Origin of the sequence: Xanthomonas fragariae, from assembly GCF_900183975.1 — a bacterium.
GTDB classification, from domain to species: domain Bacteria; phylum Pseudomonadota; class Gammaproteobacteria; order Xanthomonadales; family Xanthomonadaceae; genus Xanthomonas; species Xanthomonas fragariae.
Map to the genome: position 1 here is coordinate 779,109 of NZ_LT853882.1, position 23,034 is coordinate 802,142.

Consider the following 23,034-nt stretch of genomic DNA (forward strand, 5'->3'; position numbering starts at 1 on the left):
GAGCCATCTCCCAAAAATAACGATAAGGATTAAAATGGCTGTGTGGGATTGTCGATGTCCCCCCTGCTGGTGGGTCCCCTGAATTGATAGCCGGTTAGCTGCCAAGATCCGCCAGACTGTTGACCTTTCCACTCATAATCCCATTGTTCGAATGCACCGCCGGGAAATTCGTTGCGGATGGTTATTTTTTCGCCATTGATTCCACCGGCCGGCAGAGGGGCAGGTGGGCCCCCCGGTCCGGACTGAATGTTCATGAATCCCGATGAGGAAAAAGTGCGAGAGACGCTGAGATTGCCAATTTTCAAAAGAGGCGGATATTTTGGAGATTGCTGTTTAATCCAGGACGCTATGAAGTTGGATTCGGTGGTTCCAGATTTAGAGCGTCTAACAAAACCCCTTGAATCTTGTCTCGCCGGTGGCAAAATTGCGGACATGACACGTCGCAAAGAGATCCCCATTGCGCTGTGGAAGCGCATCGAGCCGCTGATTCCGCAAGTGAAGCGTTCGCCCAAAGGTGGACGGCCGCGTATCAGTGATCAGCAAGCCCTCAACGGCATCGTCTATGTCCTGCGCACGGGCGTGCCGTGGGAAGACCTGCCTATGGAGCTGGGTACGGCAGCGGCATGACCTGCTGGCGCCGGTTGCGTGATTGGCAGGCCGCCGGTGTGTGGCATCGTCTGCATCAGGTGTTGCTGGCCGAGCGACGTCGCGCTCAGACGCTGGACCTGAGCCGAGCTGGTCTGGACGCCGCTAGCGTAGCCTCCCCCCGGGGGGCCCATATACCGGGCCGAACCCGACCGATCGCGGCAAACTCGGCAGCAAACGGCATCTGATCGTCGATCGCAACGGCATCCCCTTGGCGGTGTGCGTCACCGGCGCCAATCGGCACGACTCGGTCGTGTTCGAGGAGTTGATCGACGCCTTGCCGCCAATTGGTGGCAAACCAGGGCGCCCGCGACGTTGGCCAGACAAATTGCACGCCGACAAGGCTTACGACATCGACCGCTGTCGCGCCTTCCTCAAGCAGCGCGGCATCATTGCGCGGATCGCACGCAAGGGGATCGCGCGCAACGACCGGTTGGGCCGTCATCGCTGGGTCGTCGAGCGCACCCATGCCTGGTTCGCAGGCATGGGCAAACTGCGCATCCGCTTTGAACGCCGCATCGATCTCCACTTGGCGTTGCTCTCGCTTGCTTGCTCCATCATCTGCTTACGGTTTCTTCCCGGGTTTTGTTAGCCGCTCTAAGAGCCTGTTCACGATCTTTTGAGTAGAAGCGCCAAGAAGGCCAGATGGATGAACTGCAAGCTGGTGTTGAGTTTGCGCTCGCAGTTCTTCCACAGCCTTCGGTTTTTCTCCAGCCAGGCAAAACTGCGCTCGACGATCCAGCGCTTGGGCATGACCTTGAAGGTGTGCAGTTCGCTGCGCTTGGCAATCTGCACCGTGAGCTGCTCGCCTAGAATCTCTCGTACGCCTTCGGCAAACGGTACTCCGGTGTAACCACTGTCGCACAGCAGGCTTTGTACATGCGTCAAGTTTGACTGACAGCGCTCCAGCGCCCGCAGCGCACCTTTGCGGTCGGTCACCTCCGCCGTCGTCACCGCGATGGCATGGGGCAACCCCTGGGTATCAACAGCGATATGCCGCTTGATGCCCGACACCTTTTTGCCCGCGTCATATCCCTTTTGCCCGGCTGTGTCCGTGTTCTTGACGCTCTGCGCGTCCACGATCAAGAACCTGCTGAAGATGTTGCGCTCCTGTTTCTGGCGGGCCACGCCAACCTGATTTTTTGAGCGCCCGCTCCAGCAGGCTCACTCCTTCATCGTCGCACTCGCCCCACTTGGCAAAGTACGCGTGCACGGTCCGCCACTTCGGAAAGTCGCTGGGTAGCGCTCGCCATTGGCAACCGGTTCGCAGCACGTACAACACTGCGCACCACACCTCATACATATCCACTCGGCGTGGCTTGGTGCGCTTGCGCGCTTGTTCCAGGATCGGGAGGATGTGTTCGAAACGCTCCCGGCTCATGTCGCTCGGATAGGTTTTTTGGCGCATCCGCAGAGTCTGCACCAATCAGGAAAGATCGTGAACAGGCTCTTAGAGTGGCTAACAAAAACTACCGCGCACTCGCCGTGCGGGCGCGGCCGGTGCTCGGAATCGGCGTGTACCACTTGTACACTGCGAATCCTTCGCGCCGTGCGCACCCACTTGGCGACTGCTCGCTACGTTTTGTTAGCCACTCTCATAAATATTTTTTTGAGTGGTGACCGACGTCGAGGAAACGATGTCGCCGCGATTGCTCTGGCCGTATACAGTGCTCGACATGCCTGACATTAGGGTCAAGATCGCAGCCAATGTTGTGAATTTCACTTCAATCCTGTTGTCGAAACCAGCTCATTTTTGCTGCAATCGACTCTTGCATCGCCTTTGACAATTGTCAACAGAATGCTGATGCTATTGAAAATTTATATTTCAATAGTGTATATAAAATGTGGGTCCTATAATATAAAGCTTGGTGCGCCATCGAGGCGCGGATGATTCATTCCAGTCGCGCACCCAGTTGTTTTAGGTCGAGCCCACGTTGGGGCTTCTACAACAAATGCTTCAGACGTATTGCATTTTGCGCGACATCTCGCCATCGACGATGAAGTTCTGCACGGTCACAACGCCGGACAACTGCGGCGACAGCAAGTAGATCGCCGAGCTGCGCGATGGCAATCGGTCGCTGCCGATTGCGCTGTACTGGCTGCATCGTCTGGCCGCGATAGCCAATGTCAGCAAGCGCGCTGATTGCGGCTGCCACACGTTGCATGTATCTGCGCGACGTGCCTGCGTTGGCTCAGTGTTCGCCCCCGTTCAACACACGGTCCCAGCCATCGCGCCCCAAGCGTTCCAGCGTCTCGATATTGCGCTCGACGATGACATCCGGATCCGGAAACGCTGCCACCGCGCGCTCCACGCTGTCTTCGCGCAACAAGTGCAGGGTGGGGAAGGGTGAGCGATTGGTGAAGTTAGCCGCATCGTCCAGCGCCGCGCCGGCAAACTGATAATCCGGATGGAAACTGGCCACCTGCAATACGCCTTGCAGATCCAGTGCTTCCACCGCCGCATCGGCGTTGTCCAGGAAGTCGTTGTAGTCCAGGAAATCGGTGAGCACGTCCGGATGCACGATCAAGGTGGTGTCGATCTGCTCGGCCGGAGTATCGCGCAGCAGCACCAGTTCTTCGGCCAATTGCTCCAGCAATGCCTCCGGCGTGCTGGCATCGCTGAGCACCAGCCGCACCTGATCTTTTACGTAAACCGCCTTCGCGAACGGGCACAGGTTCAAACCGATCACCGCGCGTTCGATCCACTTGCGGGTGGCGGTCAACGGATCGGGCGTGGCAGGCGTGGTGGTCATCGGGGCGGCGGCGTGATGGCATGCCAGTGTATGTGATCAGTGCACGCTTAGCCGGGAGGGTGCCGCGCGGTTGTCTGTCCTGCAGCAAGCGCAAACGTCGATGGTCGTGCACAGCGCAAACAACGTAGCTCGGCCGAGGCACGCTATCGGCACATCCTGTTACCGATTTATCGGTTACCGGCGAGCGTGGTGCCAGCAACCACCGTGCCGCCCACCTGCACGTAAGAAGTCGATGGATGTCTGCGCTACTACGCCCGCCAGCGGCGTCTTATGCGGCGAACCGATCGCATGCGCACCGGTGTCGAAGGCAACCGCCAGTTTGCGCGCAGGCGCGGTGCCAAGTGCATCGAACATGCGCAGCATCGTCGGCACAGATTACGCGGCGTGTTGCCACTGGCAACGCGCCGCGTTGCCCGGTTTGAGCGCAGTGGCGTGCATGGTCGTCGTGCTGTTTGAGGATGGCCAACAACTCGTACGCATGGATCGGGTTGGACAGATAACCCGCCGCTGCAGCTAGCAACATCAGCACGAAGGTGCTGAGCAACACCGGGTACGTGGCTTTTTGCCCGTAGCGAGCGAGTGCGGCAATGTTGATGAACGGCAGAAACGCGTTCAACGACATCAGCAGGATGAAAGCCAGATAGGTCTGAATGCCATGAACAGCAAGTTCATCGCGACGCAGGGGCGGTATTCCAGAAGCGATTCGAACAGCAGCACGAACCTGTCGTTAAGCAGCTGCCTGGCCTCCTGAATCATGCCGGTCGCTGCGCGGTTGGATGCGCCACGCATCGGGGTGTGCGGCGCCGAGAGGGGGCGCACGTCGGTCCTGCTTGACAAATAAACCAGCGGCCGTGGCCACCGCAGTGAAGCGCAGCGCAAGTGTGGCGCCCAGTGCGTTGCGGCTTACATTTTCACGCAGGTGGTCGCGGCCGGTACGTGTGTGTCGAGCGACGTGCATGCGCCACTGCACCGCAACCCAGCGCAGCGTGCGCACTCCCGCCAATCACCGCAATCACGCAACCGCACTCAGTCGCGAAAGTTGTCGAACTGCAACGGCAGCTCGAAATCGGCCTTTTTCAGCAGCGCGATCGCATCCTGCAGGTCGTCTCGCTTCTTGCCGGTCACGCGCAGCTTGTCGCCATTGATCTGCGCTTCGACCTTGAGCTTGGCTTCTTTGAGCTTGCCCACCAGCTGCTTGGCCTGCTTCTGCTCGATGCCTTGTTTGACGGTGACCTTCTGCCGCGCGCCTGCCAGATTGGTTTCCACATCGCCAAACCCCAGGCAGCGCACGTCGATACCGCGTGCCAGCAGCCGTGCGCGCAGGATGTCGGTCATCTGCTTGACCTGGAAATCGCTGGGTGCGGACTGGTTGATCACCTTGCCGTCTTCCAGCTCGAACTTGGCCTGGACCCCCTTGAAGTCGAAACGCGTTTCCAGCTCGCGGTTGGCCTGATCCACCGCATTGGTCAGTTCGTGCTTGTCGACTTCGGACACTACGTCGAAGGAAGGCATGCAACGCTCCAGCTATTCTGAAAACAGCGGCCATTCTAGAGCATCGCTCCAGGGCATCGCGTCGTGGACACTGTCGAGGCGGGTGTTGGCGGTCTGCGCGCGCGCAGCGCTAATGCGCCATGCCCAACACCGGCTCTGCGCTTCCCGCCATCGCCTGGATGGTGTCGGCCGTGGCCTGTTTCTTGTTGCTGGATGCGGGAATAAAGCTGCTGTCGGCGCACTATCGGCCGCTGCGGGTCACCTTGTTGCGTGGCGGCGCATTGCTGCCGTGATGATCGCGCCGCTGGAATACACCGGCCTTGGTCTGGGTGATCGGCTGGGACTGGCTGCTGTGGCAGACCTTGCCCAACAACTGCACCTGGACCGACGCCGGCATCATCGTCGCCACCGGGCCGTATTTGCTGCGTCGGGAGCGTATTCGCAAGGCCTATCGCTCAGTGCCGCTGAATAGGCTGTGAGGTCGGGATTGGGGAGTCAGCATTTGGGATTTGTGGAAGCAAAGGCGCTGTTGCTTCGGCCCGGACGCATCCCCAATGCCGACTCCGTGGTCCCCAACTTATGAACAGAATGAAATAACGTCCGGAAACAGCGACTGGTAGGCTTCACACCCCTACCCCCAATCGGCCATGCGCGGTGATCCGGTTTCAGCGCCTGCACAAGTCCTATTCTGTTGACAGTCGCCAGGTCGTGGCGCTGCACCCGCTCGATCTGCAGATCGGTCCCGGCGAAGTCTTCGGCATCATCGGCCATTCCGGCGCCGGCAAATCCACGCTGATCCGGCTCATCAATCGGTTGGAAGAGCCCAGCGGTGGCAGCTTGCTGATCGGCGACGAAGACGTCACGGCGCTGGATAGCCAGGGCCTGCGCGCATTGCGTCGCCGCATCGGCATGATCTTCCAGCACTTCAACCTGCTGTCTTCGCGCACTGTGGCCGGCAATGTGGCGTTCCCGCTGGAGCTGGCCGGCACCCCGCGTGCCGAGATCGATGCACGCGTGACCCAACTGCTGGCGCGGGTCGGGCTGGAGCAGCACACCTGCAAGTATCCGGCGCAGCTGTCCGGCGGGCAGAAGCAGCGGGTGGGCATCGCGCGCGCGCTGGCCACCCGGCCACAAATCCTGCTGTGCGACGAGGCCACCAGCGCGCTGGACCCGCAGACCACCTCGTCGGTGCTGCAGTTGCTGGCGCAGATCAACCGCGAGCTCGGCTTGACCATCGTGCTGATCACCCACGAGATGGAGGTGATTCGCCGTATCTGCGACCGCGTGGCGGTGCTGGACGCCGGCAAGCTGGTGGAAACCGGCCCGGTGACCGAGGTGTTTCTGCATCCCAAGCACGCCACTACCCGGCGCTTCGTCTTCGAAGCCGAACACGTGGACGAAGCCGAGCTGCACCGCGATTTCGCCGCCGTGGGCGGGCGCATCGTGCGCCTGACCTTACTCGGCAACGGCACTTACGAGCCGGTGCTGGGCCACATCGCCCGCGAGACCGGGATCGACTACAACATCCTGTCTGGGCGCGTGGATCGCATCAAGGACACACCCTATGGCCAGCTGATCGTCGCCTTGACCGGCGGCGACCAGAACGCGGCACGCGCCGGCTTTGCTGCCGCTGGCGTGCACGTGGAGGACCTGCGCGTATGACCCTGCTGCTCGCCGCCGCGGACGGTTTCTTCCGCAATCTCGATGCTGCCAAGTGGAGCGACATCGGTCAGGCCACTCTCGACACGTTGCTGATGCTTGCCGGCGCGTTGCCGCTGACGCTGTTGATCGGCCTGCCGCTGGGCGTTGCGCTGTTCCTGTGTGGTACCCCGCAGTTGCGCCGCCGCCCGGTGCTGTACGGCGCGCTTGCGGCGCTGATCAACCTGCTGCGCTCGGTGCCTTTCATTATCCTGATGATCGCGATGATTCCGCTCACGCTGATGCTGATGGGCACCTCGCTGGGCGTGCGCGGCGCGATCCTTCCGCTGGTGGTCGGTGCCGCCCCGTTTTACGCGCGGCTGGTGGAAACCGCCTTGCGCGAGGTTGACCGCGGCATTATCGAAGCCAGCCAAGCAATGGGTGCCACCACCCGGCAGCTGGTGCTGCGCGTGCTGTTGCCCGAAGCGCGCCCTGGCCTGATCGCCGGTGCCACTGTGACCACCATCGCGTTGATTGGCTTCACCGCGATGGGCGGTGCGATCGGCTCCGGTGGCCTGGGCGATGTGGCCTATCGCGAAGGCTATCTGCGGTCGCATTCGGACGTCGCGCTGATCACCGTGATCGCCTTGCTGGTGCTGGTGCAGCTGCTGCAGATGCTGGGCGACCGGTTGGTGGCGCGCTACAGCCGGCGTTGAGCTTGCAGTGAGGCCGTGTGCTGAGCCGGCGTGGAGCGCGCCGGTCCGGCATCGACGCTCGGCCGCACCAGCCGACGCAATCGCATCAACCCGCGAACACAGGTCCGACGCATCGCTGCTATAAGCGGTGTCTGTTAGGTTTACCGCCTGCGGCAGTGCCGCATTCCTCCTCCCACGGATCCCTCTATGAGCACATTCGCGTTTCGTTTTTTCCTGGCTGCGGCCACGCTGGCGTTGGCCTCCTGTGGCGGCAACGGTAGCAGCGGCGGCGATACCCTCACCGTGGCCGCCACAGCGGTGCCGCATGCCGAGATCCTGCAAGTGGTCGAACCGTTGCTGGCCAAGCAGGGCGTCAAACTGGACGTGCGCGTGTTCAATGACTACGTGCAGCCCAACGACCAGGTCGTGCAGAAGCAGATCGACGTCAATTATTTCCAGACCGCGCCGTATCTTGATGCCTATAACCGCGACCGCAAGAGCCAGCTGGTGACGGTGATCGGTGTGCACATCGAACCGTTCGGCGCATATTCGCGTCGCTTCAAGGCGCTAGCCGACCTGCCTACCGGCGCCGATGTGGTGATCCCCAACGACCCGAGCAACAACGGCCGCGCGCTGATTCTGCTCGACAGGGCCGGGGTGATCGAACTCAAGGATCCTAGCAACGCGTTGTCGACTCAGCGCGATATCGTCGAAAACCCCAAGCAGGTGAAATTCCGCGAGCTCGATTCGGCGATGCTGCCGCGTGTGCTGGATCAGGTCGATCTGGCGCTTATCAACACCAACTATGCACTCGACGCCGGGCTCGACCCGACCCGCGATGCGCTGGCGATCGAGAGCAAGGAATCGCCGTACGTGAACTTCTTGGTGGCCCGCCCGGACAACAAGAACGACCCGCGCGTGCAAAAGCTGGCCAAGGCCCTGACCAGCCCGGAAGTGAAAGCGTTTATCGAGCAGAAGTACAAAGGCGCGGTGTTGCCGGCTTTTTAAGAGCGGTCATCAAAAGATTGCGCAACCTCCCGGCGGGTGCTCGGTTACGCTCCGATTCTGAGCGCGCCGTCCGCATCCAGCTGACAGCGCTCGCCATGCTTGCCAACCATTCTTCGCCGCAACCGATCATCTGATGCCACTTCTCCTCGCTATCCCGCTGGCCGTGATCGTCGCCCTGGCGGTGTTCGCGGTGCTGTTTCCGCTGTCGCTGGTGCAGCGCTTTCGTGTCGGCACGGCGCGTCGGCAGGCGCGTGGTTGGCTGTTGACGATGAATCTGGTGTCGGCCGGAATGTCCAGCGTGTTGTTCGTCATCTTCACCTTGATCGCGGCGGCGTTCTGGCCCGGCGCGATCGGCCACGCTGCGTTCGGCTGGGCCTGCGGGCTGGCACTGGGCATGCTGGCCTTGCGCCTGACCCGCTTCGAGCGCACTACGCAGGGCCTGTTTTATCGGCCCAATCTGTGGCTGGTGCTGGCATTGACCGCATTGGTAGTGGCGCGTGTGATTGTGGGCATGGTGCAGGGCTGGCGCAGCACCTGGCAGGGCGTGGTCTGGCCCACCGAAGGCTGGCTTAGTCATGCCAGCTTGTTGGGCGCAGCCGGCGTCTTGCTCGGCTATGCGCTGGCCTACGCGACGTTGCTGTGGTGGCGCTGGCGCAGTGCGCGTCTGCGCAGCAGCGTCTACTGGCGTTGAGCTAACGCTCGCAAGTGCAGTGGGTGGTGATGCGCATTCGGCAAGCCCGAACTGCTGTCGCCTCTCACGTGCGCATGCAGGTCGCGCGAAAGATTTGGCACGCCGAGCTTTGCAAGATCGCGCGCTCCACGCATAAGAAAAACGGGCCTTTCGGCCCGTTTTTCTTCAGCTGAAACGTGCTTCAGGCAGGTGCTTAGAAGCGCGCGCCGATACCGAAGCCGACAGTCCACGGATCCAGTTCCAGCTCGCTGCCGGTGCCCTGGCCGCCCACACGCAGTTCCGGACGCGAACGCATGTAGCGGGCGTCAGCACGGGCGAACCAGGTGGAATTGATGTTCATGTCCACACCGACGGTGCCGATGACACCCTTGGCGGTATCCAGGCCCACGTGCTGACCACTGGTCGACGCTGCATCGATCTTCTCGTTGCTGAAGTTCGACTCGTAGTAGCCCACGCCCACGAACGGACGGAACACATTGTCAGCCTGGCCGAGGTGGTATTGGCCGCTAATGGCGATCGGCTGCTGCTCGACCGTACCGACCTTGCCCACGCCATCGGCGTTGACGCGATGGTTGAACTTGTCTGCTGCACCCCACAGTTCAACGGCGAAGTTGTCATTGATGTAGTAGCTGGCGCTTAGCGTCGGTGCCGGGCCGCCATCGACGTCCAGGCCCGGGGCCGGGTCGTTCTTCGGCTTGATCAGGGCAACACCGCCGACCACCGCCCAATGCTTGCCAGAGGCGCTATCGGCGCTGGTGGAAGCCGAGGAGGTATCACCGGTGTAGCCAGTGTCTTGTGCAAAAGCAGACGGTGCAAACGCAAGTGCGGATACAGCAGCCAGGCTCAGGATGGAAATGGAACGCATTGAGATCTCCTCGTTTTCTTGTCAGGCCCGTGGAGTGGGCCGCGCCAAAGCTATTCCTGAAAATCTGAATCCACGCCTACCCGTAGCTCGCTAAAATTTCGTTTGTTCAGCAAATTTCCGAAGAAGGCCGTGGTTGCGACATGCACCCCGAAAACGACATTCACGCAGGTGCGATTGCTGTGACGAAAAGCATCACGCTGCAATGCCTGCCAGCGCACATTCGCAGCGATTGCCGCACGCTAGTGCTCGGCTCGATGCCAGGGAATGCCTCGCTGGAGACAGGCAGCTACTACGCCCACCCGCGCAATCGGTTCTGGCCGCTGATGCAGGTGTTGTTGCACATCGATGCAGGCGCTGCGTACCCAACGCGCCTGCACACACTGGCCGAACGCGGCGTTGGCTTGTGGGATGTGATCGGTCAGTGCGAGCGGCGCGGCAGCCTGGATACGGCGATCGTGCCAGGCAGCATCGTGGTCAACCCCATCGCCTCATTGCTGGCAACACTGCCGCAACTGCGTGCGGTGGTCTGCAATGGCGCAGCTGCTGCGCAGGCATGGCGTCGACATGTGCAGCCGTTGTTGCCAGTAGAGCTGCGCGCAGTGCCGTTGTGGGCATTGCCATCCACCAGCCCGGCCAATGCCGCGTGGTCGTTGCCGCGTCTGTGCGAGGCTTGGCAACCGCTGCGCGCTGCGTTGGACTAGCTGCGTCTGAGGAGTGGCGGGTTGAGCTACGTGCAAACGTTGCGGTGGGCTGAGCCAACGCGTACGTACCGCAGTGCTGGCCGTGTGCGCGTGCGGCGCCGCCAACGGATGCGCGTGCGAAGCAGAGCTTCAGCAAAAACCAGTTGACCCCGATCGATATCGATAACGACATCGGTGCGTTAGTGGCTGAACCGCTGCCGCAGCTGATCGGCGATGTTGTGGCCGGTGCGGTGCAGCCGGCACTGACCGAAACGAGCTGCAACTGCGTTGTGGAAAAGCCCATCGAGCGTCTGATCGCGCCGCAAGCAGGTGCACTGCGACCCTGCGCCCAGCAGTGATGCGAGCGGGTCGAAGCCGTTAATGGACTGGACAATGCGCTGGCGTATTGTTTGCCCTCGGGGGGTAGCCACTGCGCCTGTTGCGGGTCGATCGACGTGCATCGAAATGAGCCAGCGCATATGCGTGCCGACGCTGTATCCCGCCCAGCGCGCGATTTTTCCACAGCAATGGTTGGCGCTGCGGCCCGCAGCCGGCCACAATAGGGGTTTCCCCTCATTCTGTTGCCGGAGTTCCCCGTATGGCCGAAATCAAGGAAGCACTTGTCCCCGATATCGGTGACTACAGCGATGTCCCGGTGATCGAGGTGCTGGTGTCCGTCGGCGATACGGTCAGCAAGGACCAGAGCTTGGTCACGCTGGAATCGGACAAGGCCACGATGGAAGTGCCCTCGTCGGCCGCTGGTGTAGTCAAAGAACTGCGGGTCAAGGTGGGCGACACCCTTTCGCAGGGCAACGTGGTGGCGATCATCGCCGCCAGCGGTGGTGGCGCCGGTGCGGCGCAGTCGCCGGCCAAGCCCACCACCGAGTCCTCCGAGACCTCCGGCAAGGTCGAGCCGGTCGCCGTGTCCGAAGTGCCGGACAAGCTTGCCCAGCGCGAAATCGCGCAGGTGCAGGGCGCGCGCCCCAGCGGGCCGTCGCAGCCTGCCCAGCAATCGCAGGGCGGCCAGCCGTCGGCCGGTAGCCCTAGCAGCCCGCCGGTGACCTTCGATGCGGACAGCGTGCTGCCGTCCAAGGTGCCTTATGCCAGCCCGGTGGTGCGTGTGTTCGCCCGCGAGCTCGGCGTGGACCTGGGCCAGATCAAAGGCAGCGAAAAGGGCGGCCGTATCACCCGCGAGGACGTGCAGCGCTCCGTCAAGGCCGCACTCAGCGGTGGCGCGCCTGCCGCAGCCGGCGCCGCGACGGCCGGTGGTGGCAATGGTCTGAATCTGCTGGCCTGGCCGAAGGTGGACTTCAGCAAGTTCGGCGAAACCGAAACCCAGCCGCTGTCGCGCATCAAGAAGATCTCCGGTGCCAACCTGGCGCGCAACTGGGCGATGATTCCGCACGTCACCCAGTTCGAACAGGCCGACATCACCGACCTGGAAGCGCTGCGCGTGGCCCTCAACAAGGAGAACGAGAAGGCCGGCATCAAGTTGACCATGCTCGCTTTCCTGGTCAAGGCCAGCGCTGCGGCCCTGAAGACGTTCCCCGAATTCAATGCTTCGCTCGACGCCGCCGGCGAAAACCTCACGCTGAAAAAGTACTTCCACATCGGTTTCGCGGCCGATACGCCGAACGGCCTGGTCGTGCCGGTGATCCGCGATGTCGACAAGAAGGGCGTGCTGCAGATTGCGCGTGAAAGCGGCGAGCTGGCCAAGAAGGCGCGCGACGGCAAGTTGGGCCCGGCCGACATGAGTGGCGGCTGCTTCTCGATCAGCTCGCTCGGCGGCATCGGTGGTACTGCGTTCACGCCGATTATCAATGCACCGGAAGTGGCAATCCTGGGCGTGTCCAAGTCGGCGATCCAGCCGGTCTGGAACGGTAAGGAATTCGCCCCCAAGCTATTGCTGCCGCTGTCGTTGAGCTACGACCATCGCGTCATCGACGGCGCGCTGGCCGCACGCTTCACCACCTACCTCAGCCAGGTGCTGGCCGACATGCGACGCATCCTGCTGTGAGAGCAGCGCTGCTAATGCTCGGCGTGCCGCCGTTGACCAGTGCGCAGCACGCGAGTGCGAAAGCACGATCGGGTGCGGCTGGTCGCCGGCAGTGGGCAATGACGGTTCCGTGACCACTTTTTCGATGATGTGCGTGACAACAGCGCGTCCGAGCTGCGGCGGGGGCGAGTTGCTGTTGCAGCAGGACGCATTGCTGATCGAAGGCAGCGAAGGCAAGGAAAACAAGCGCGACAAGCGCTGGACCCAAATCGAATCGTCGCTGGATGAACTCCAGCAGACGCTTGCCGGCACAGCCGGTTGAGTTACAGGAGAAGCAAATGGCGGTCATTGAAATCAAGGTTCCCGACATCGGCGATTACAGCGATGTCCCGGTCATCGAAGTGCTGGTTGCCGTTGGCGACAGCGTGGCCAAGGATCAGGGCTTGGTGACGCTGGAGTCGGACAAGGCTACGCTGGAAGTGCCGTCCTCGGCCGCAGGTGTGGTCAAGGAGCTCAAGGTCAAGGTCGGCGACAACCTGTCCGAAGGCGCAGTCGTGCTGCTGCTGGAAACCGAAGGCGCCGCCGCTGCACCACCGGCGCCCGCCAAGGCTGAGACCAAAGCCGCGCCGGCTGCTGCTGCACCCACGACCGCCGCGCCGGGCAGCAAGCCACCGGTGACTCCGTCGCATCGTGCCCCAGCCGAACCGGCCGCGCCTAAGCCAGCGCTGACTAGCGGCAAGCCGGCCGATATCGACTGCAGGATGGTGGTGCTCGGCGCTGGCCCCGGTGGCTATACTGCTGCGTTCCGTGCCGCCGATCTGGGCCTGGATACCGTGCTGATCGAGCGCTACGCCAGCCTCGGTGGCGTCTGCCTCAACGTCGGCTGCATTCCGTCCAAGGCGCTATTGCATGCCGCTGGCGTGATCGATGAGGTGTCGCACGCAGACGATTTCGGTGTGCACTTCGGCGAGCCAAGCATCGCGCTGGACAAGCTGCGCGAGTACAAAGATAAGGTTGTCGGCAAGCTCACCGGCGGCTTGGCCAGCATGGCCAAGCAACGCAAAGTGCGCACGGTCACAGGTGTGGCCAGCTTTGTCTCGCCCAACGAGCTGGAGATCGTCGGCGACGACGGCAAGATCCAGTTGCTGCGCTTCGAACACTGCATCATCGCGGCCGGTTCGCAGGCGGTGAAGCTGCCCAACTTCCCGTGGGACGACAAGCGCGTGATGGACTCCACCGACGCGCTGGAATTGCACGACATTCCCAAGACCCTGCTGGTGGTCGGCGGCGGCATCATCGGCCTGGAAATGGCCACGGTGTACAGCTCGCTCGGCAGCAAGGTCACCGTGGTCGAGTTCATGGATCAGCTGATGCCGGGCGCTGACAAAGATCTGGTCAAGCCGTTGGCCGATCGTTTGAAGAAGCGTGGTGTCGAGGTATATCTCAAGACCAAGGCCACCGACGTCAAAGCCGATGCCAGCGGCATCACCGTGTCGTTCGAAGCGGCCACCGCAGGCCAGACGCCAGCGCTGCAACCTACCGCTTACGACCGCGTGCTGGTAGCAGTGGGCCGCACGCCCAACGGCAAGAAGCTCGGCGCTGAAAAGGCCGGCGTCACCATCACCGAGCGCGGCTTCATTCCGGTCGATCGGCAGATGCGCACCAACGTGCCGCACATCTTCGCCATCGGCGACATCGTCGGTAACCCGATGCTGGCGCACAAGGCCACTCACGAGGGCAAGTTGGCCGCCGAAGTCGCTGCCGGCGAGAAGAAGGAATGGGTTGCACGGGTGATTCCGTCGGTTGCCTACACCAACCCGGAAATCGCCTGGGTCGGCGTCACCGAGACCGAGGCCAATGCCAAGGGCTTGAAGGTCGGTGTGGCCAAGTTTCCGTGGGCCGCCAGCGGCCGCGCGATCGGCATCGGTCGCACCGAGGGCTTCACCAAGCTGATCTTCGACGCGCAGACCCATCGCGTGATCGGTGGTGCTATCGTCGGTGTGCATGCCGGTGATCTACTGGCCGAGATTGGATTAGCGATCGAGATGGGCGCGGAAGCCGAAGACATCGGCCACACCATCCACGCACATCCGACCCTGAGCGAATCGGTCGGCATGGCCGCCGAGGTCTACGACGGCACCATCACCGATCTGTACATCCCGAAGAAGAAGTAACAAGCCGCACGCCTGTGCTGCCTACAACGCCCCACCTTGCGCGTAATGCTGTTCATTCGATTGCTCAAGTGAACAGCATTACGCAAAAAGCGGGCTTTTTCGGATAACGGGTCAAGCACATCAGAACGCGAACGTCACGCCGGCGACCGGGCCCTTGAACTCCTGCTTGAGGCCGATCAAGCCGTCGCTGCCGCGGTGGTCGCCGTCGAGCTTGAACCAGTCGTAGCCGGCGAAGATGCCGAAGTTCTTGGTGACGCGGTATTCGGCAATCGCATTCGCGCGGCTCAGGTCGCCGTCGTAATCACCGAAGTCACCCCAACTGGTGTCGAGGTACTGGCCCTGCACGTTGAACAACCAGTGTTCGCTCGGGCGTGCGGTGAAACGGATGCCGACCACCGGAGCAACACCGTCTTCGCTTTCATCCAGTACGTCGCCACTGAAGACGCTGCCCAAGTCGGCCTATGCATTGGCTTGGACCTTGGCGTATTCGGCACCGATCTGCAGGCCCATGCTGAATTCCGGTGACTCGATGACCGAGTAGTCGTACACCAGGGTGGTGACCTGGTACTTCAACTTACCCTTGATGAAGCTGCCTGTCGGCACGGTGAAGCCGCCGCCAACGATGTCCTGGGTCAGGGGCTCGCGGCGATCCTTGTCGTACTTGAAATAATCGAAGATCAGGCGCTGACGGGTGCTGATGCGGAACACCCCATCGGTGCGCGGCTCCCATTCCTTGCCACCCAGTTTGAAGTCTTCATTGACCGACACGTTGTTGCCTGCAATCAGCGTGTTGCCGCGGATGGTGTTGTCGTTGTCGACGTTCATCGCACCGAGACGGATCTGGAAGCGGTCATCGGTATCTTCGGCGTGCGCAGGCGCGGCATAGGCAACGGCCAGAACGCACGGGATCGCCAGTGCGAGGAGGTGTTTCATGGGGAGCTCCAAATGCTTGGAATGGTCAGGCGGTCGAGCCTGTGCTGCGCATATTGGATAAGGTAAAGTCTTCCATAAGTGAAGGAGTTGTCGAATACCTGTCAAGGTGGTCCTAGCGATCGGACAAAACGGTCCGCATCGTCAACAGACACAGGTAGCACGCGTCGATCGCGGCAAACTAGATGTGGACGTCGGCGAGCGCGATGCGTGTCGCAATGCATCCCATCCGGTACGGTTGTCGTCGCCGGCTACCCAAAACGTCGACATCCGAATGTCGCCAAGCCATCGCTGCGCGCGCTGCGTAGATCGCAAAGATCGTGCGATGCGGCGGATTGGGCCGCGGACGAGAAACTAGCGGGGTGCGCCAAAATGCGTAAAAAGCAGGAGCCCCGGTCTCCTGGATGCGGCCAGCGGTGGTACTTTGATGTGCAGGCGTCGCGGCAGCTGATGACCTCTGCCGGTTGTCTCGCAATTTGTCCCGTTGCTATACTTCCGCGGCTCGACGAGGCGCAACTGCGCTCCCCATTCATTCACACGTAGGTAACGGTAGTGCTGAACTCCGTTGACGCGGGTCGGCGGTTGATGCTGCGCGCTGCGGTATATCCGCTTGCCGCCGTAGCCATAACCAGTCTGGGGTTGCTGTTGGTCGGTCTCCGTTACTCTGCCGGTCTGGCGTTGGCCGGATTTGCAACGGTGCTGGGCGGCTGGATTGCGGCACGTACCGCGCTAGGTGGCGGTATCCAGGCAGTGGGCACTGCCATGGTCCGGTTGATTCTAGCGATGGTGCTGAAGTGGGTATTGGTTTTCGCGGCGCTGGCGCTTGGTTTCGGCCTGTTGCGACTGCCTCCTCTGGCTTTGTTGGCGGGTATCGCCATCGGGCTGATTTTTCAGGTTCTGGCTCTGGCCAGACGTTGATTCGAACTTAAAGGGCTCCAGACACATGGCGGGCGAGGCAGCAACCCCTACCTCCTACATCCAGCATCACTTGCAGAACCTCATCTATCCGGTTCGCGATGGTGGCGGTACGTTTTGGACCATCCACGTCGATACCCTGGTCATGGCAATGTTGACGGGTCTGGTCATGGTCTTCGCGTTCTGGACGGCGACCCGCAATGCCACAGCCGGCGTGCCGGGCAAGTGGCAGGCGTTCGTGGAAATCTGCCTGGAGTTCGTCGACCGGCAGGCCAAGGACACCTATCACGGCAGCAGCAAGCTGGTGACCCCGATCGCGATCACGATCTTCTTCTGGATCCTGTTGATGAATCTCATCAAGATGGTTCCGGCAGATTTCATCGCCATCCCGCTGGGTTGGGCAGGCATCCATTCCTGGAAGCCGGTGCCCACCGCCGACGTCAATGCCACCTTGGGCATGTCGATCAGCGTGTTCTTCCTGATGATCTTCTTCTCGCTGCGCTCCAAGGGCGTAGGCGGCATGACCAAGGAATTCCTGACGGCGCCGTTCGGCAAGTGGATGCTGCCGTTCAACCTGCTTTTGAACATCGTCGAGTGGCTGAGCAAGCCGATTTCGTTGGCGATGCGACTATTCGGCAACATGTTCGGCGGCGAGATCGTCTTCCTGCTGATCTGGGTGCTGGGCGGTGCGGGCATCGCCGGCATGGTTGCTGGCGGCGTATTCGGCCTTGGCTGGATGTTGTTCCACCTACTGGTGATTCCGTTGCAGGCTTTCATTTTCATGATGCTGTCGATCGTTTATCTGAGCCTTGCCGAAGACAGTCACTGAGTTTCGCTACACCCTTCATACATACGCTTCATCCCGATTCATCCATCACCCTTAGAAACTTTCGTTCGGAGATCACCATGTACCTCGCCGTCCTGACCAACCTCGCTCAAGTCCAGAGCTCCACCGTCCTCGCCGTCGGCATCATGATCGGCCTGGCCGCGCTGGGTGCCGGCCTCGGTCTGGCCATCATGGCTGGCAAGTTCCTGGAGTCGGCCGCGCGCCAACCGGAATTGATCCCGGTGCTGCAGGTGCGCATGTTCATCACCGCCGGCCTGATCGACGCCGCGTTCATCATCAGCGTCGCTGTCGGCCTGCTGTTCGCCTTCGCCAACCCGCTGGCCCAGGTGTTCATCGAGCGTCTGTCGCAGGCTGCCGGCTGATCCAGCGGTAGCAGGATGTGGAGGCAACCGCGCGCGGTTGCCTCCACGGATGAAGGTCGGAAAGCGTCGCCATGCGGTGGCGCTTTCACCCCTAAAGAGCGATTGAGCGACCCATGGACATCACCCTTACCATCTTTGCCCAGGCGCTGGCCTTCGCCGGTCTAATCTGGATCGTCGCGACCAAGATCTGGCCGCCGCTGTTGCGGGCGATCGAAGAGCGTCAGCAAAAGATCGCTGAAGGTCTGGCTGCGGCCGATCGTAGTCAGAAGGATCTGGCGCAGGCGCATGAAAAGGTCAACGAAGTACTGAAGGACGCACGCACCAAGGCCAACGAGATCATTGATCAGGCCCATGCGCGCGCCAACCAGATCATCGAAGCGGCCAAGCATGAGGCGATTGCCGAAGCCAACCGTCAAAAGGAGCTGGCGCAGACCGAAATTGACGCGGCCGCGACCCGTGCCCGCGAGGAACTACGCAAGCAGGTCTCCGTGCTGGCAGTCAGCGGTGCCGAAAAGCTGCTCAAGCGCGAAATCGATGCCAACGCCCACAAGGCGCTGCTCGACGAGCTGGCGGCGGAGATTTAATCGATGAGTCAGGCGCTCACACTTGCCCGTCCCTACGGCCGGGCCGCGTTTGCAATCGCGCGTGAGGGCGGCAACTTCGCGCCCTGGTCCGATGCGCTGGCGTTTTCGTCGCAGGTGGCCGGCGAGCCGCGCGTGGCCGCGCTGTTGCTCAACCCGGCCTTGAGCCAGGAACAGGCAGTAGCGTTGCTGGCCCCGCCGCAGGCGGGCGAAAACTATCTGCGTTTCCTCGGCCTGCTGGCCGATGCGCAGCGGCTGTCGCTGCTGCCGGAAGTCGCAGGGCTGTACGAGCAACTGCGTGCCGACGCCGAACACGTTGTCAAGGCGACGGTGACCTCGGCAACCGCAATGAATCGGACAGAGCTCGACACGATCGCTACTGCGCTGAAGAAGCGTTTCGGCCGCGAGGTGGACATCACCACCGCGGTGGACGCTTCGTTGATCGGCGGCGCGGTGATCGACACCGGCGACGTGGTCATCGACGGCTCGCTGAAGGGCAAGCTCGCGCGTCTGCAAAGCTCGCTCGCCCACTGAATTCACATAAACGCATGGCCCTCGCGGCCGGCATCTAGGACTGAACGATGGCAACCACGCTCAACCCCTCCGAAATCAGCGACCTGATCAAGACCCGCATCGAGGCGGTCAAGCTGTCCGCAGAGTCGCGCAACGAAGGCTCCGTGACCAGCGTGTCCGACGGCATCGTGCGCATCTTCGGCCTGGCCGACGTGATGCAGGGCGAAATGATCGAACTGCCGCCCGCTCCGGATGGCAGGCCCACCTTTGCCCTTGCGCTGAACCTGGAGCGCGATTCGGTCGGCGCCGTGGTGCTGGGCGATTACGAGAACCTGCGCGAAGGCGACGTGGCCAAGACCACCGGTCGCATTCTGGAAGTGCCGGTGGGTCCGGAGCTGTTGGGTCGCGTGGTCAACGCACTGGGCGAGCCGATCGATGGCAAGGGTCCGCTGGGCGCTACCCAGACCGCACCGGTGGAGCGTGTTGCGCCGGGCGTGATCTGGCGCAAGTCGGTCGACCAGCCGGTGCAGACCGGTTACAAGTCGGTCGATGCGATGATCCCGATCGGCCGTGGTCAGCGCGAGCTGGTCATCGGCGACCGTCAGACCGGCAAGACCGCGCTGGCGATCGATGCGGTGATCAACCAGAAGGGCACCGGCATCAAGTGCGTATACGTGGCGATTGGTCAGAAGGCCTCGACCGTTGCCAACATCGTGCGCAAGCTCGAAGAGAATGGCGCGCTGGCGCATACCGTGGTGGTGGCTGCGACCGCGTCCGAGTCGGCCGCGATGCAATACATCAGCCCGTACGCCGGCTGCACCATGGGCGAGTACTTCATGGACCGCGGCGAAGACGCGCTGATCGTGTATGACGATCTGTCCAAGCAGGCCGTGGCTTACCGTCAGATCTCGCTGCTGCTCAAGCGCCCGCCGGGTCGTGAAGCCTATCCGGGCGACGTGTTCTATCTGCATTCGCGTCTGCTCGAGCGCGCTGCGCGCGTCTCCGAGGAGTATGTGGAGAAGTTCACCAATGGTGCGGTGACCGGCAAGACCGGTTCGCTGACGGCCCTGCCGATCATCGAAACGCAGGCCGGTGACGTCTCCGCATTCGTGCCGACCAACGTGATCTCGATCACCGACGGCCAGATTTTCTTGGAGACCGACCTGTTCAACGCCGGTATCCGTCCGGCCGTCAACGCCGGTATCTCGGTGTCGCGCGTCGGTGGTGCTGCACAGACCAAGATCATCAAGAAGCTGTCCGGCGGCATCCGTATCTCGCTTGCGCAATACCGCGAGCTGGCTGCGTTCGCGCAGTTCGCTTCGGATCTGGACGAAGCCACCCGCAAGCAGCTCGAGCGCGGGCAGCGCGTCACCGAGCTGATGAAGCAGAAGCAGTACGCGCCCATGTCCATCGCCAACCAGGCGCTGTCGATCTATGCCGTCAACGAGGGTTACCTCGATGAAGTGCCGGTCAACAAGTTGTTGGCGTTCGAAGAAGGCTTGCACGCCCACTTCGCCAACACCCAGGGTGAGCTGATCAACAAGATCAACACCACCGGCGGTTGGGACAACGACATCGAAGCTGCCTTCAAGAAGGGCATCGAAGAGTTCAGGACCACGGGCACCTGGTAAGAGCCGGGATTCGGGATGGGGCATTCGGGATTTGTAAGAGCGGTGGTTCGGGGGGGGGCTGAGGCCCATCTCGAATCGCCACTCCCAAATCTTCAGATTCAGGTATTTCGGGGTTTGTAGGTGCGGTGAGTCAGGGGGCTTTAGCCAATCCCGAATCACCACTCCCGAATCCCACGAGCGGAGCGAGCAATGGCAGGCGGACGCGAAATCAAAACCAAGATCAAGAGCGTGCAGAACACCCGCAAGGTGACGCGCGCGCTCGAAATGGTCTCAGCCTCCAAGATCCGCAAGGCGCAGGACCGCATGAAGACCTCGCGCCCTTACGCCCAGGCGATGAAGCAGGTGATTGGTCATCTGGCGCAGGCCAGTACCGATTACCAGCATCCGTTCCTGGTCGAGCGTGAGCAGGTCAAGCGGGTCGGTTACATAGTGATCTCTTCGGACCGTGGCCTGGCCGGGGGTCTGAACAACAACCTGTTCCGCAAGATGCTGGGCGAAGTGCGTCCGTGGCAGGACACGGGTGCAGAGATCGACGTGGTGACCATCGGTCAGAAGGCGTCGGCATTCTTCCGGCGCATCAAGGTCAACATGGTCGGCAGCGTGACGCATCTGGGCGACAGCCCGCAGATCGATCAGCTGATCGGTGTGATCAAGGTGATGCTGGATGCATTCGTCGAGGGCAAGGTGGACCGCGTGTATCTGGTCTACAACCGCTTTGTAAATACGATGACTCAGAAGGCCAGCTTCGATCAGCTGTTGCCGCTGCCCGCCGCCGAGCACAAGGTGGCCCACCACGATTGGGATTACCTGTACGAACCCGATGCCGCGACCGTGCTGGAACACGTGATGACGCGTTACATCGAGTCGCTGGTGTACCAGGCCGTGCTGGAAAACGTGGCTTCCGAGCATGCCGCGCGCATGGTGGCGATGAAGGCTGCCAGCGACAACGCCAACAAGATGATCGGCACCTTGCAACTGGTCTACAACAAAGCGCGTCAGGCGGCGATTACCCAGGAAATTTCGGAGATCGTCAGCGGAGCCGCCGCCGTATGAGAACAGCCCGGATTGGGGATTCGGTATTGGCTGAAAGCGCATCAGACCGCGCTCTTACGAATCTCCCATCACGCATCCCAAATCACAAAATTCAACGAGCTGGCATCGGCCACTCGGACAGAGCAAAGCTAACCGGAGCAGCAAAATGAGTCAGGGCAAGATCGTTCAGATCATCGGCGCGGTCGTCGACGTCGAATTCCAGCGCAATGAAGTGCCGAAGGTCTATCACGCGTTGAAGGTCGAGGGCACCGCCATCACCCTGGAAGTGCAGCAGCAGCTCGGCGACGGCGTGGTGCGCACGATTGCGCTCGGCTCCACTGACGGCCTCAAGCGCAACCTGCTGGCCACCAACACCGAGCGCGCCATTTCGGTGCCGGTCGGTGCCGGTACGCTGGGCCGCATCATGGACGTGCTAGGTCGTCCGATCGACGAAGCCGGGGACGTGCAGGCGTCGGACCATTGGGAAATCCACCGCGCTGCACCGTCGTATGAAGACCAGTCCTCCAGCACCGAACTGCTGGAAACCGGCATCAAAGTCATCGACCTGATGTGCCCGTTCGCCAAGGGCGGCAAGGTTGGCCTGTTCGGCGGCGCTGGCGTCGGCAAGACCGTCAACATGATGGAATTGATCAACAACATCGCCAAGGCGCACTCGGGTTTGTCCGTGTTTGCCGGCGTGGGTGAACGTACCCGTGAGGGCAATGACTTCTACCACGAGATGAAAGACTCCAACGTGCTGGATAAGGTCGCGATGGTGTACGGCCAGATGAACGAGCCGCCGGGCAACCGTCTGCGGGTTGCGCTGACTGGCCTGACCATGGCCGAGTACTTCCGCGACGAGAAGGATGAAAACGGCAAGGGCAAGGACGTGCTGCTGTTCGTCGACAACATCTACCGCTACACGCTGGCCGGTACCGAAGTGTCCGCACTGCTCGGCCGTATGCCGTCGGCAGTGGGTTACCAGCCGACCCTGGCCGAGGAAATGGGCGTGTTGCAGGAGCGCATCACCTCGACCAAGAGCGGTTCGATCACCTCAATCCAGGCCGTCTACGTGCCTGCTGACGACCTGACCGACCCGTCGCCGGCGACCACGTTCGCCCACTTGGATTCGACCGTCACGCTGAGCCGCAACATCGCTTCGCTGGGTATCTACCCGGCCGTGGATCCGCTGGATTCCACCAGCCGCCAGATGGACCCGCTGGTGATCGGCAACGAGCATTACGACACCGCCCAGCGTGTCCAGCAGACCTTGCAGAAATACAAGGAACTGAAGGACATCATCGCCATCCTGGGCATGGACGAGCTGAGCGAAGACGACAAGCAGTCGGTCTCGCGCGCGCGCAAGATCGAGCGCTTCTTCAGCCAGCCGTTCCACGTGGCCGAGGTGTTCACCGGCTCGCCGGGCAAGTACGTCTCGCTGAAGGATACCATCCGCGGCTTCAAGGCGATCTGCGACGGCGAGTACGATCATCTGCCGGAACAGGCGTTCTACATGGTCGGCAGCATCGAAGAAGCCGTCGAGAAAGCCAACAAGATGAGCGCCAAGGCGTAAGAGCCGGGATTTGG

Annotated in this window: 20 protein-coding genes, 1 other RNA gene and 7 pseudogenes; 20 read left to right on the forward strand and 8 right to left on the reverse strand. The window is 61.7% G+C overall.

What is annotated here, in order from left to right; genetic code table 11:
* Positions 1-432 precede the first annotated feature (432 nt).
* Positions 433-1,237: pseudogene (locus PD885_RS03525) on the forward strand (IS5 family transposase).
* A 17-nt stretch (positions 1,238-1,254) separates the two neighbouring features.
* On the opposite strand, the gene PD885_RS03530 reads toward PD885_RS03525, so the two are convergent.
* Positions 1,255-2,053, reverse strand: a protein-coding gene (locus PD885_RS03530) for an IS5 family transposase (RefSeq protein ID WP_088056659.1) whose coding sequence is annotated in 2 segments (ribosomal slippage) — positions 1,255-1,783 and positions 1,782-2,053 — 801 coding nt in all. Because the reading frame shifts where the segments join, the coding sequence is not laid out codon by codon here.
* Between the two features lie 107 nt (positions 2,054-2,160).
* On the opposite strand from PD885_RS03530, the gene PD885_RS03535 reads away from it, so the two are divergent.
* Positions 2,161-2,236: non-coding RNA, sX9 sRNA (locus PD885_RS03535), on the forward strand.
* A gap of 366 nt (positions 2,237-2,602) precedes the next feature.
* On the opposite strand, the pseudogene PD885_RS20435 reads toward PD885_RS03535, so the two are convergent.
* The 5 genes and pseudogenes from PD885_RS20435 to PD885_RS03560 all read right to left on the reverse strand — a co-directional run.
* Positions 2,603-2,698: pseudogene (locus PD885_RS20435) on the reverse strand (oxidoreductase); the annotation flags it as partial.
* A 139-nt stretch (positions 2,699-2,837) separates the two neighbouring features.
* Complete coding sequence (locus tag PD885_RS03545; RefSeq protein ID WP_002814136.1) at positions 2,838-3,398, reverse strand: DUF1415 domain-containing protein; 561 nt, start codon at positions 3,396-3,398, stop codon at positions 2,838-2,840.
* Between the two features lie 174 nt (positions 3,399-3,572).
* Positions 3,573-3,773, reverse strand: a pseudogene (locus PD885_RS03550) (hypothetical protein); the annotation flags it as partial.
* Positions 3,774-3,852: 79 nt separating this feature from the next.
* A pseudogene (locus PD885_RS03555) lies at positions 3,853-4,187 on the reverse strand (hybrid sensor histidine kinase/response regulator); the annotation flags it as partial.
* Positions 4,188-4,424: 237 nt separating this feature from the next.
* A complete protein-coding gene (locus PD885_RS03560; protein WP_002814135.1) occupies positions 4,425-4,910 on the reverse strand; it encodes a YajQ family cyclic di-GMP-binding protein in 486 nt (161 codons plus the stop codon).
* Between the two features lie 181 nt (positions 4,911-5,091).
* On the opposite strand from PD885_RS03560, the pseudogene PD885_RS03565 reads away from it, so the two are divergent.
* The 5 genes and pseudogenes from PD885_RS03565 to PD885_RS03585 all read left to right on the forward strand — a co-directional run.
* Positions 5,092-5,368 (forward strand): annotated as a pseudogene (locus tag PD885_RS03565) (EamA/RhaT family transporter); the annotation flags it as partial.
* A 175-nt stretch (positions 5,369-5,543) separates the two neighbouring features.
* Positions 5,544-6,551, forward strand: coding sequence for a methionine ABC transporter ATP-binding protein (locus PD885_RS03570; RefSeq protein ID WP_002814133.1), 1,008 nt, complete (start codon positions 5,544-5,546; stop codon positions 6,549-6,551).
* A complete protein-coding gene (locus PD885_RS03575; RefSeq protein WP_002814130.1) occupies positions 6,548-7,243 on the forward strand; it encodes a methionine ABC transporter permease in 696 nt (231 codons plus the stop codon). Before PD885_RS03570 ends, PD885_RS03575 begins: the two co-directional genes overlap by 4 nt.
* A 186-nt stretch (positions 7,244-7,429) precedes the next feature.
* Positions 7,430-8,230, forward strand: a complete 801-nt coding sequence (locus tag PD885_RS03580; protein ID WP_002814128.1) for a MetQ/NlpA family ABC transporter substrate-binding protein — start codon at positions 7,430-7,432, stop codon at positions 8,228-8,230.
* A 133-nt stretch (positions 8,231-8,363) separates the two neighbouring features.
* Positions 8,364-8,921, forward strand: coding sequence for a CcdC protein domain-containing protein (locus tag PD885_RS03585; RefSeq protein ID WP_002814126.1), 558 nt, complete (start codon positions 8,364-8,366; stop codon positions 8,919-8,921).
* Between the two features lie 193 nt (positions 8,922-9,114).
* Here the strand turns inward: PD885_RS03585 and PD885_RS03590 are convergent, their stop codons facing one another.
* Positions 9,115-9,786, reverse strand: coding sequence for an OmpW/AlkL family protein (locus PD885_RS03590; RefSeq protein ID WP_002814123.1), 672 nt, complete (start codon positions 9,784-9,786; stop codon positions 9,115-9,117).
* A 140-nt stretch (positions 9,787-9,926) separates the two neighbouring features.
* Between PD885_RS03590 and PD885_RS03595 the strand changes: the two genes are divergently transcribed.
* The 5 genes and pseudogenes from PD885_RS03595 to lpdA all read left to right on the forward strand — a co-directional run bounded on the left by PD885_RS03595 (position 9,927) and on the right by lpdA (position 14,636).
* Positions 9,927-10,487 (forward strand): DNA-deoxyinosine glycosylase, encoded by a 561-nt coding sequence (locus tag PD885_RS03595; RefSeq protein ID WP_002814120.1) that lies wholly within the window; start codon positions 9,927-9,929, stop codon positions 10,485-10,487.
* Between the two features lie 107 nt (positions 10,488-10,594).
* Positions 10,595-10,935, forward strand: a pseudogene (locus PD885_RS03600) (hypothetical protein); the annotation flags it as partial.
* Between the two features lie 129 nt (positions 10,936-11,064).
* Positions 11,065-12,483 carry a dihydrolipoyllysine-residue acetyltransferase gene (locus tag PD885_RS03605; RefSeq protein ID WP_002814115.1) on the forward strand — a complete coding sequence of 473 codons (1,419 nt, stop codon included), beginning with the start codon at positions 11,065-11,067 and terminating at the stop codon, positions 12,481-12,483.
* A 133-nt stretch (positions 12,484-12,616) separates the two neighbouring features.
* Entirely contained in the window at positions 12,617-12,784 is a 168-nt protein-coding gene (locus PD885_RS21300) for a hypothetical protein (RefSeq protein ID WP_156775370.1), read from the forward strand.
* Between the two features lie 16 nt (positions 12,785-12,800).
* Positions 12,801-14,636, forward strand: a complete 1,836-nt coding sequence (gene lpdA / locus PD885_RS03615) for a dihydrolipoyl dehydrogenase (RefSeq protein WP_002814111.1) — start codon at positions 12,801-12,803, stop codon at positions 14,634-14,636.
* 120 nt (positions 14,637-14,756) lie between these two features.
* Here lpdA and PD885_RS03620 read toward each other — a convergent pair.
* Positions 14,757-15,569: pseudogene (locus tag PD885_RS03620) on the reverse strand (hypothetical protein).
* Between the two features lie 549 nt (positions 15,570-16,118).
* On the opposite strand from PD885_RS03620, the gene PD885_RS03625 reads away from it, so the two are divergent.
* The 8 genes from PD885_RS03625 (at position 16,119) to atpD (ending at position 23,020) form a co-directional block, all read left to right on the forward strand.
* Positions 16,119-16,484, forward strand: a complete 366-nt coding sequence (locus PD885_RS03625) for a hypothetical protein (protein ID WP_087946523.1) — start codon at positions 16,119-16,121, stop codon at positions 16,482-16,484.
* Between the two features lie 25 nt (positions 16,485-16,509).
* On the forward strand, positions 16,510-17,310 hold the full coding sequence (gene atpB / locus PD885_RS03630; protein ID WP_002814108.1) for a F0F1 ATP synthase subunit A: 801 nt from the start codon (positions 16,510-16,512) through the stop codon (positions 17,308-17,310).
* A 77-nt stretch (positions 17,311-17,387) separates the two neighbouring features.
* Positions 17,388-17,690: a F0F1 ATP synthase subunit C gene (gene atpE, locus PD885_RS03635; RefSeq protein WP_002814105.1), complete on the forward strand. Its 303-nt coding sequence runs from the start codon at positions 17,388-17,390 to the stop codon at positions 17,688-17,690.
* Between the two features lie 113 nt (positions 17,691-17,803).
* Positions 17,804-18,274 carry a F0F1 ATP synthase subunit B gene (locus PD885_RS03640; RefSeq protein ID WP_002814093.1) on the forward strand — a complete coding sequence of 157 codons (471 nt, stop codon included), beginning with the start codon at positions 17,804-17,806 and terminating at the stop codon, positions 18,272-18,274.
* A 3-nt stretch (positions 18,275-18,277) separates the two neighbouring features.
* Positions 18,278-18,805, forward strand: coding sequence for a F0F1 ATP synthase subunit delta (locus PD885_RS03645; RefSeq protein ID WP_002814091.1), 528 nt, complete (start codon positions 18,278-18,280; stop codon positions 18,803-18,805).
* A gap of 47 nt (positions 18,806-18,852) precedes the next feature.
* Positions 18,853-20,415 carry a F0F1 ATP synthase subunit alpha gene (atpA, locus tag PD885_RS03650; RefSeq protein WP_002814090.1) on the forward strand — a complete coding sequence of 521 codons (1,563 nt, stop codon included), beginning with the start codon at positions 18,853-18,855 and terminating at the stop codon, positions 20,413-20,415.
* Positions 20,416-20,604: 189 nt separating this feature from the next.
* Positions 20,605-21,468, forward strand: a complete 864-nt coding sequence (gene atpG / locus PD885_RS03655) for a F0F1 ATP synthase subunit gamma (RefSeq protein WP_002814088.1) — start codon at positions 20,605-20,607, stop codon at positions 21,466-21,468.
* Between the two features lie 145 nt (positions 21,469-21,613).
* A complete protein-coding gene (atpD, locus tag PD885_RS03660) occupies positions 21,614-23,020 on the forward strand; it encodes a F0F1 ATP synthase subunit beta (protein WP_002814086.1) in 1,407 nt (468 codons plus the stop codon).
* Positions 23,021-23,034 lie beyond the last annotated feature (14 nt).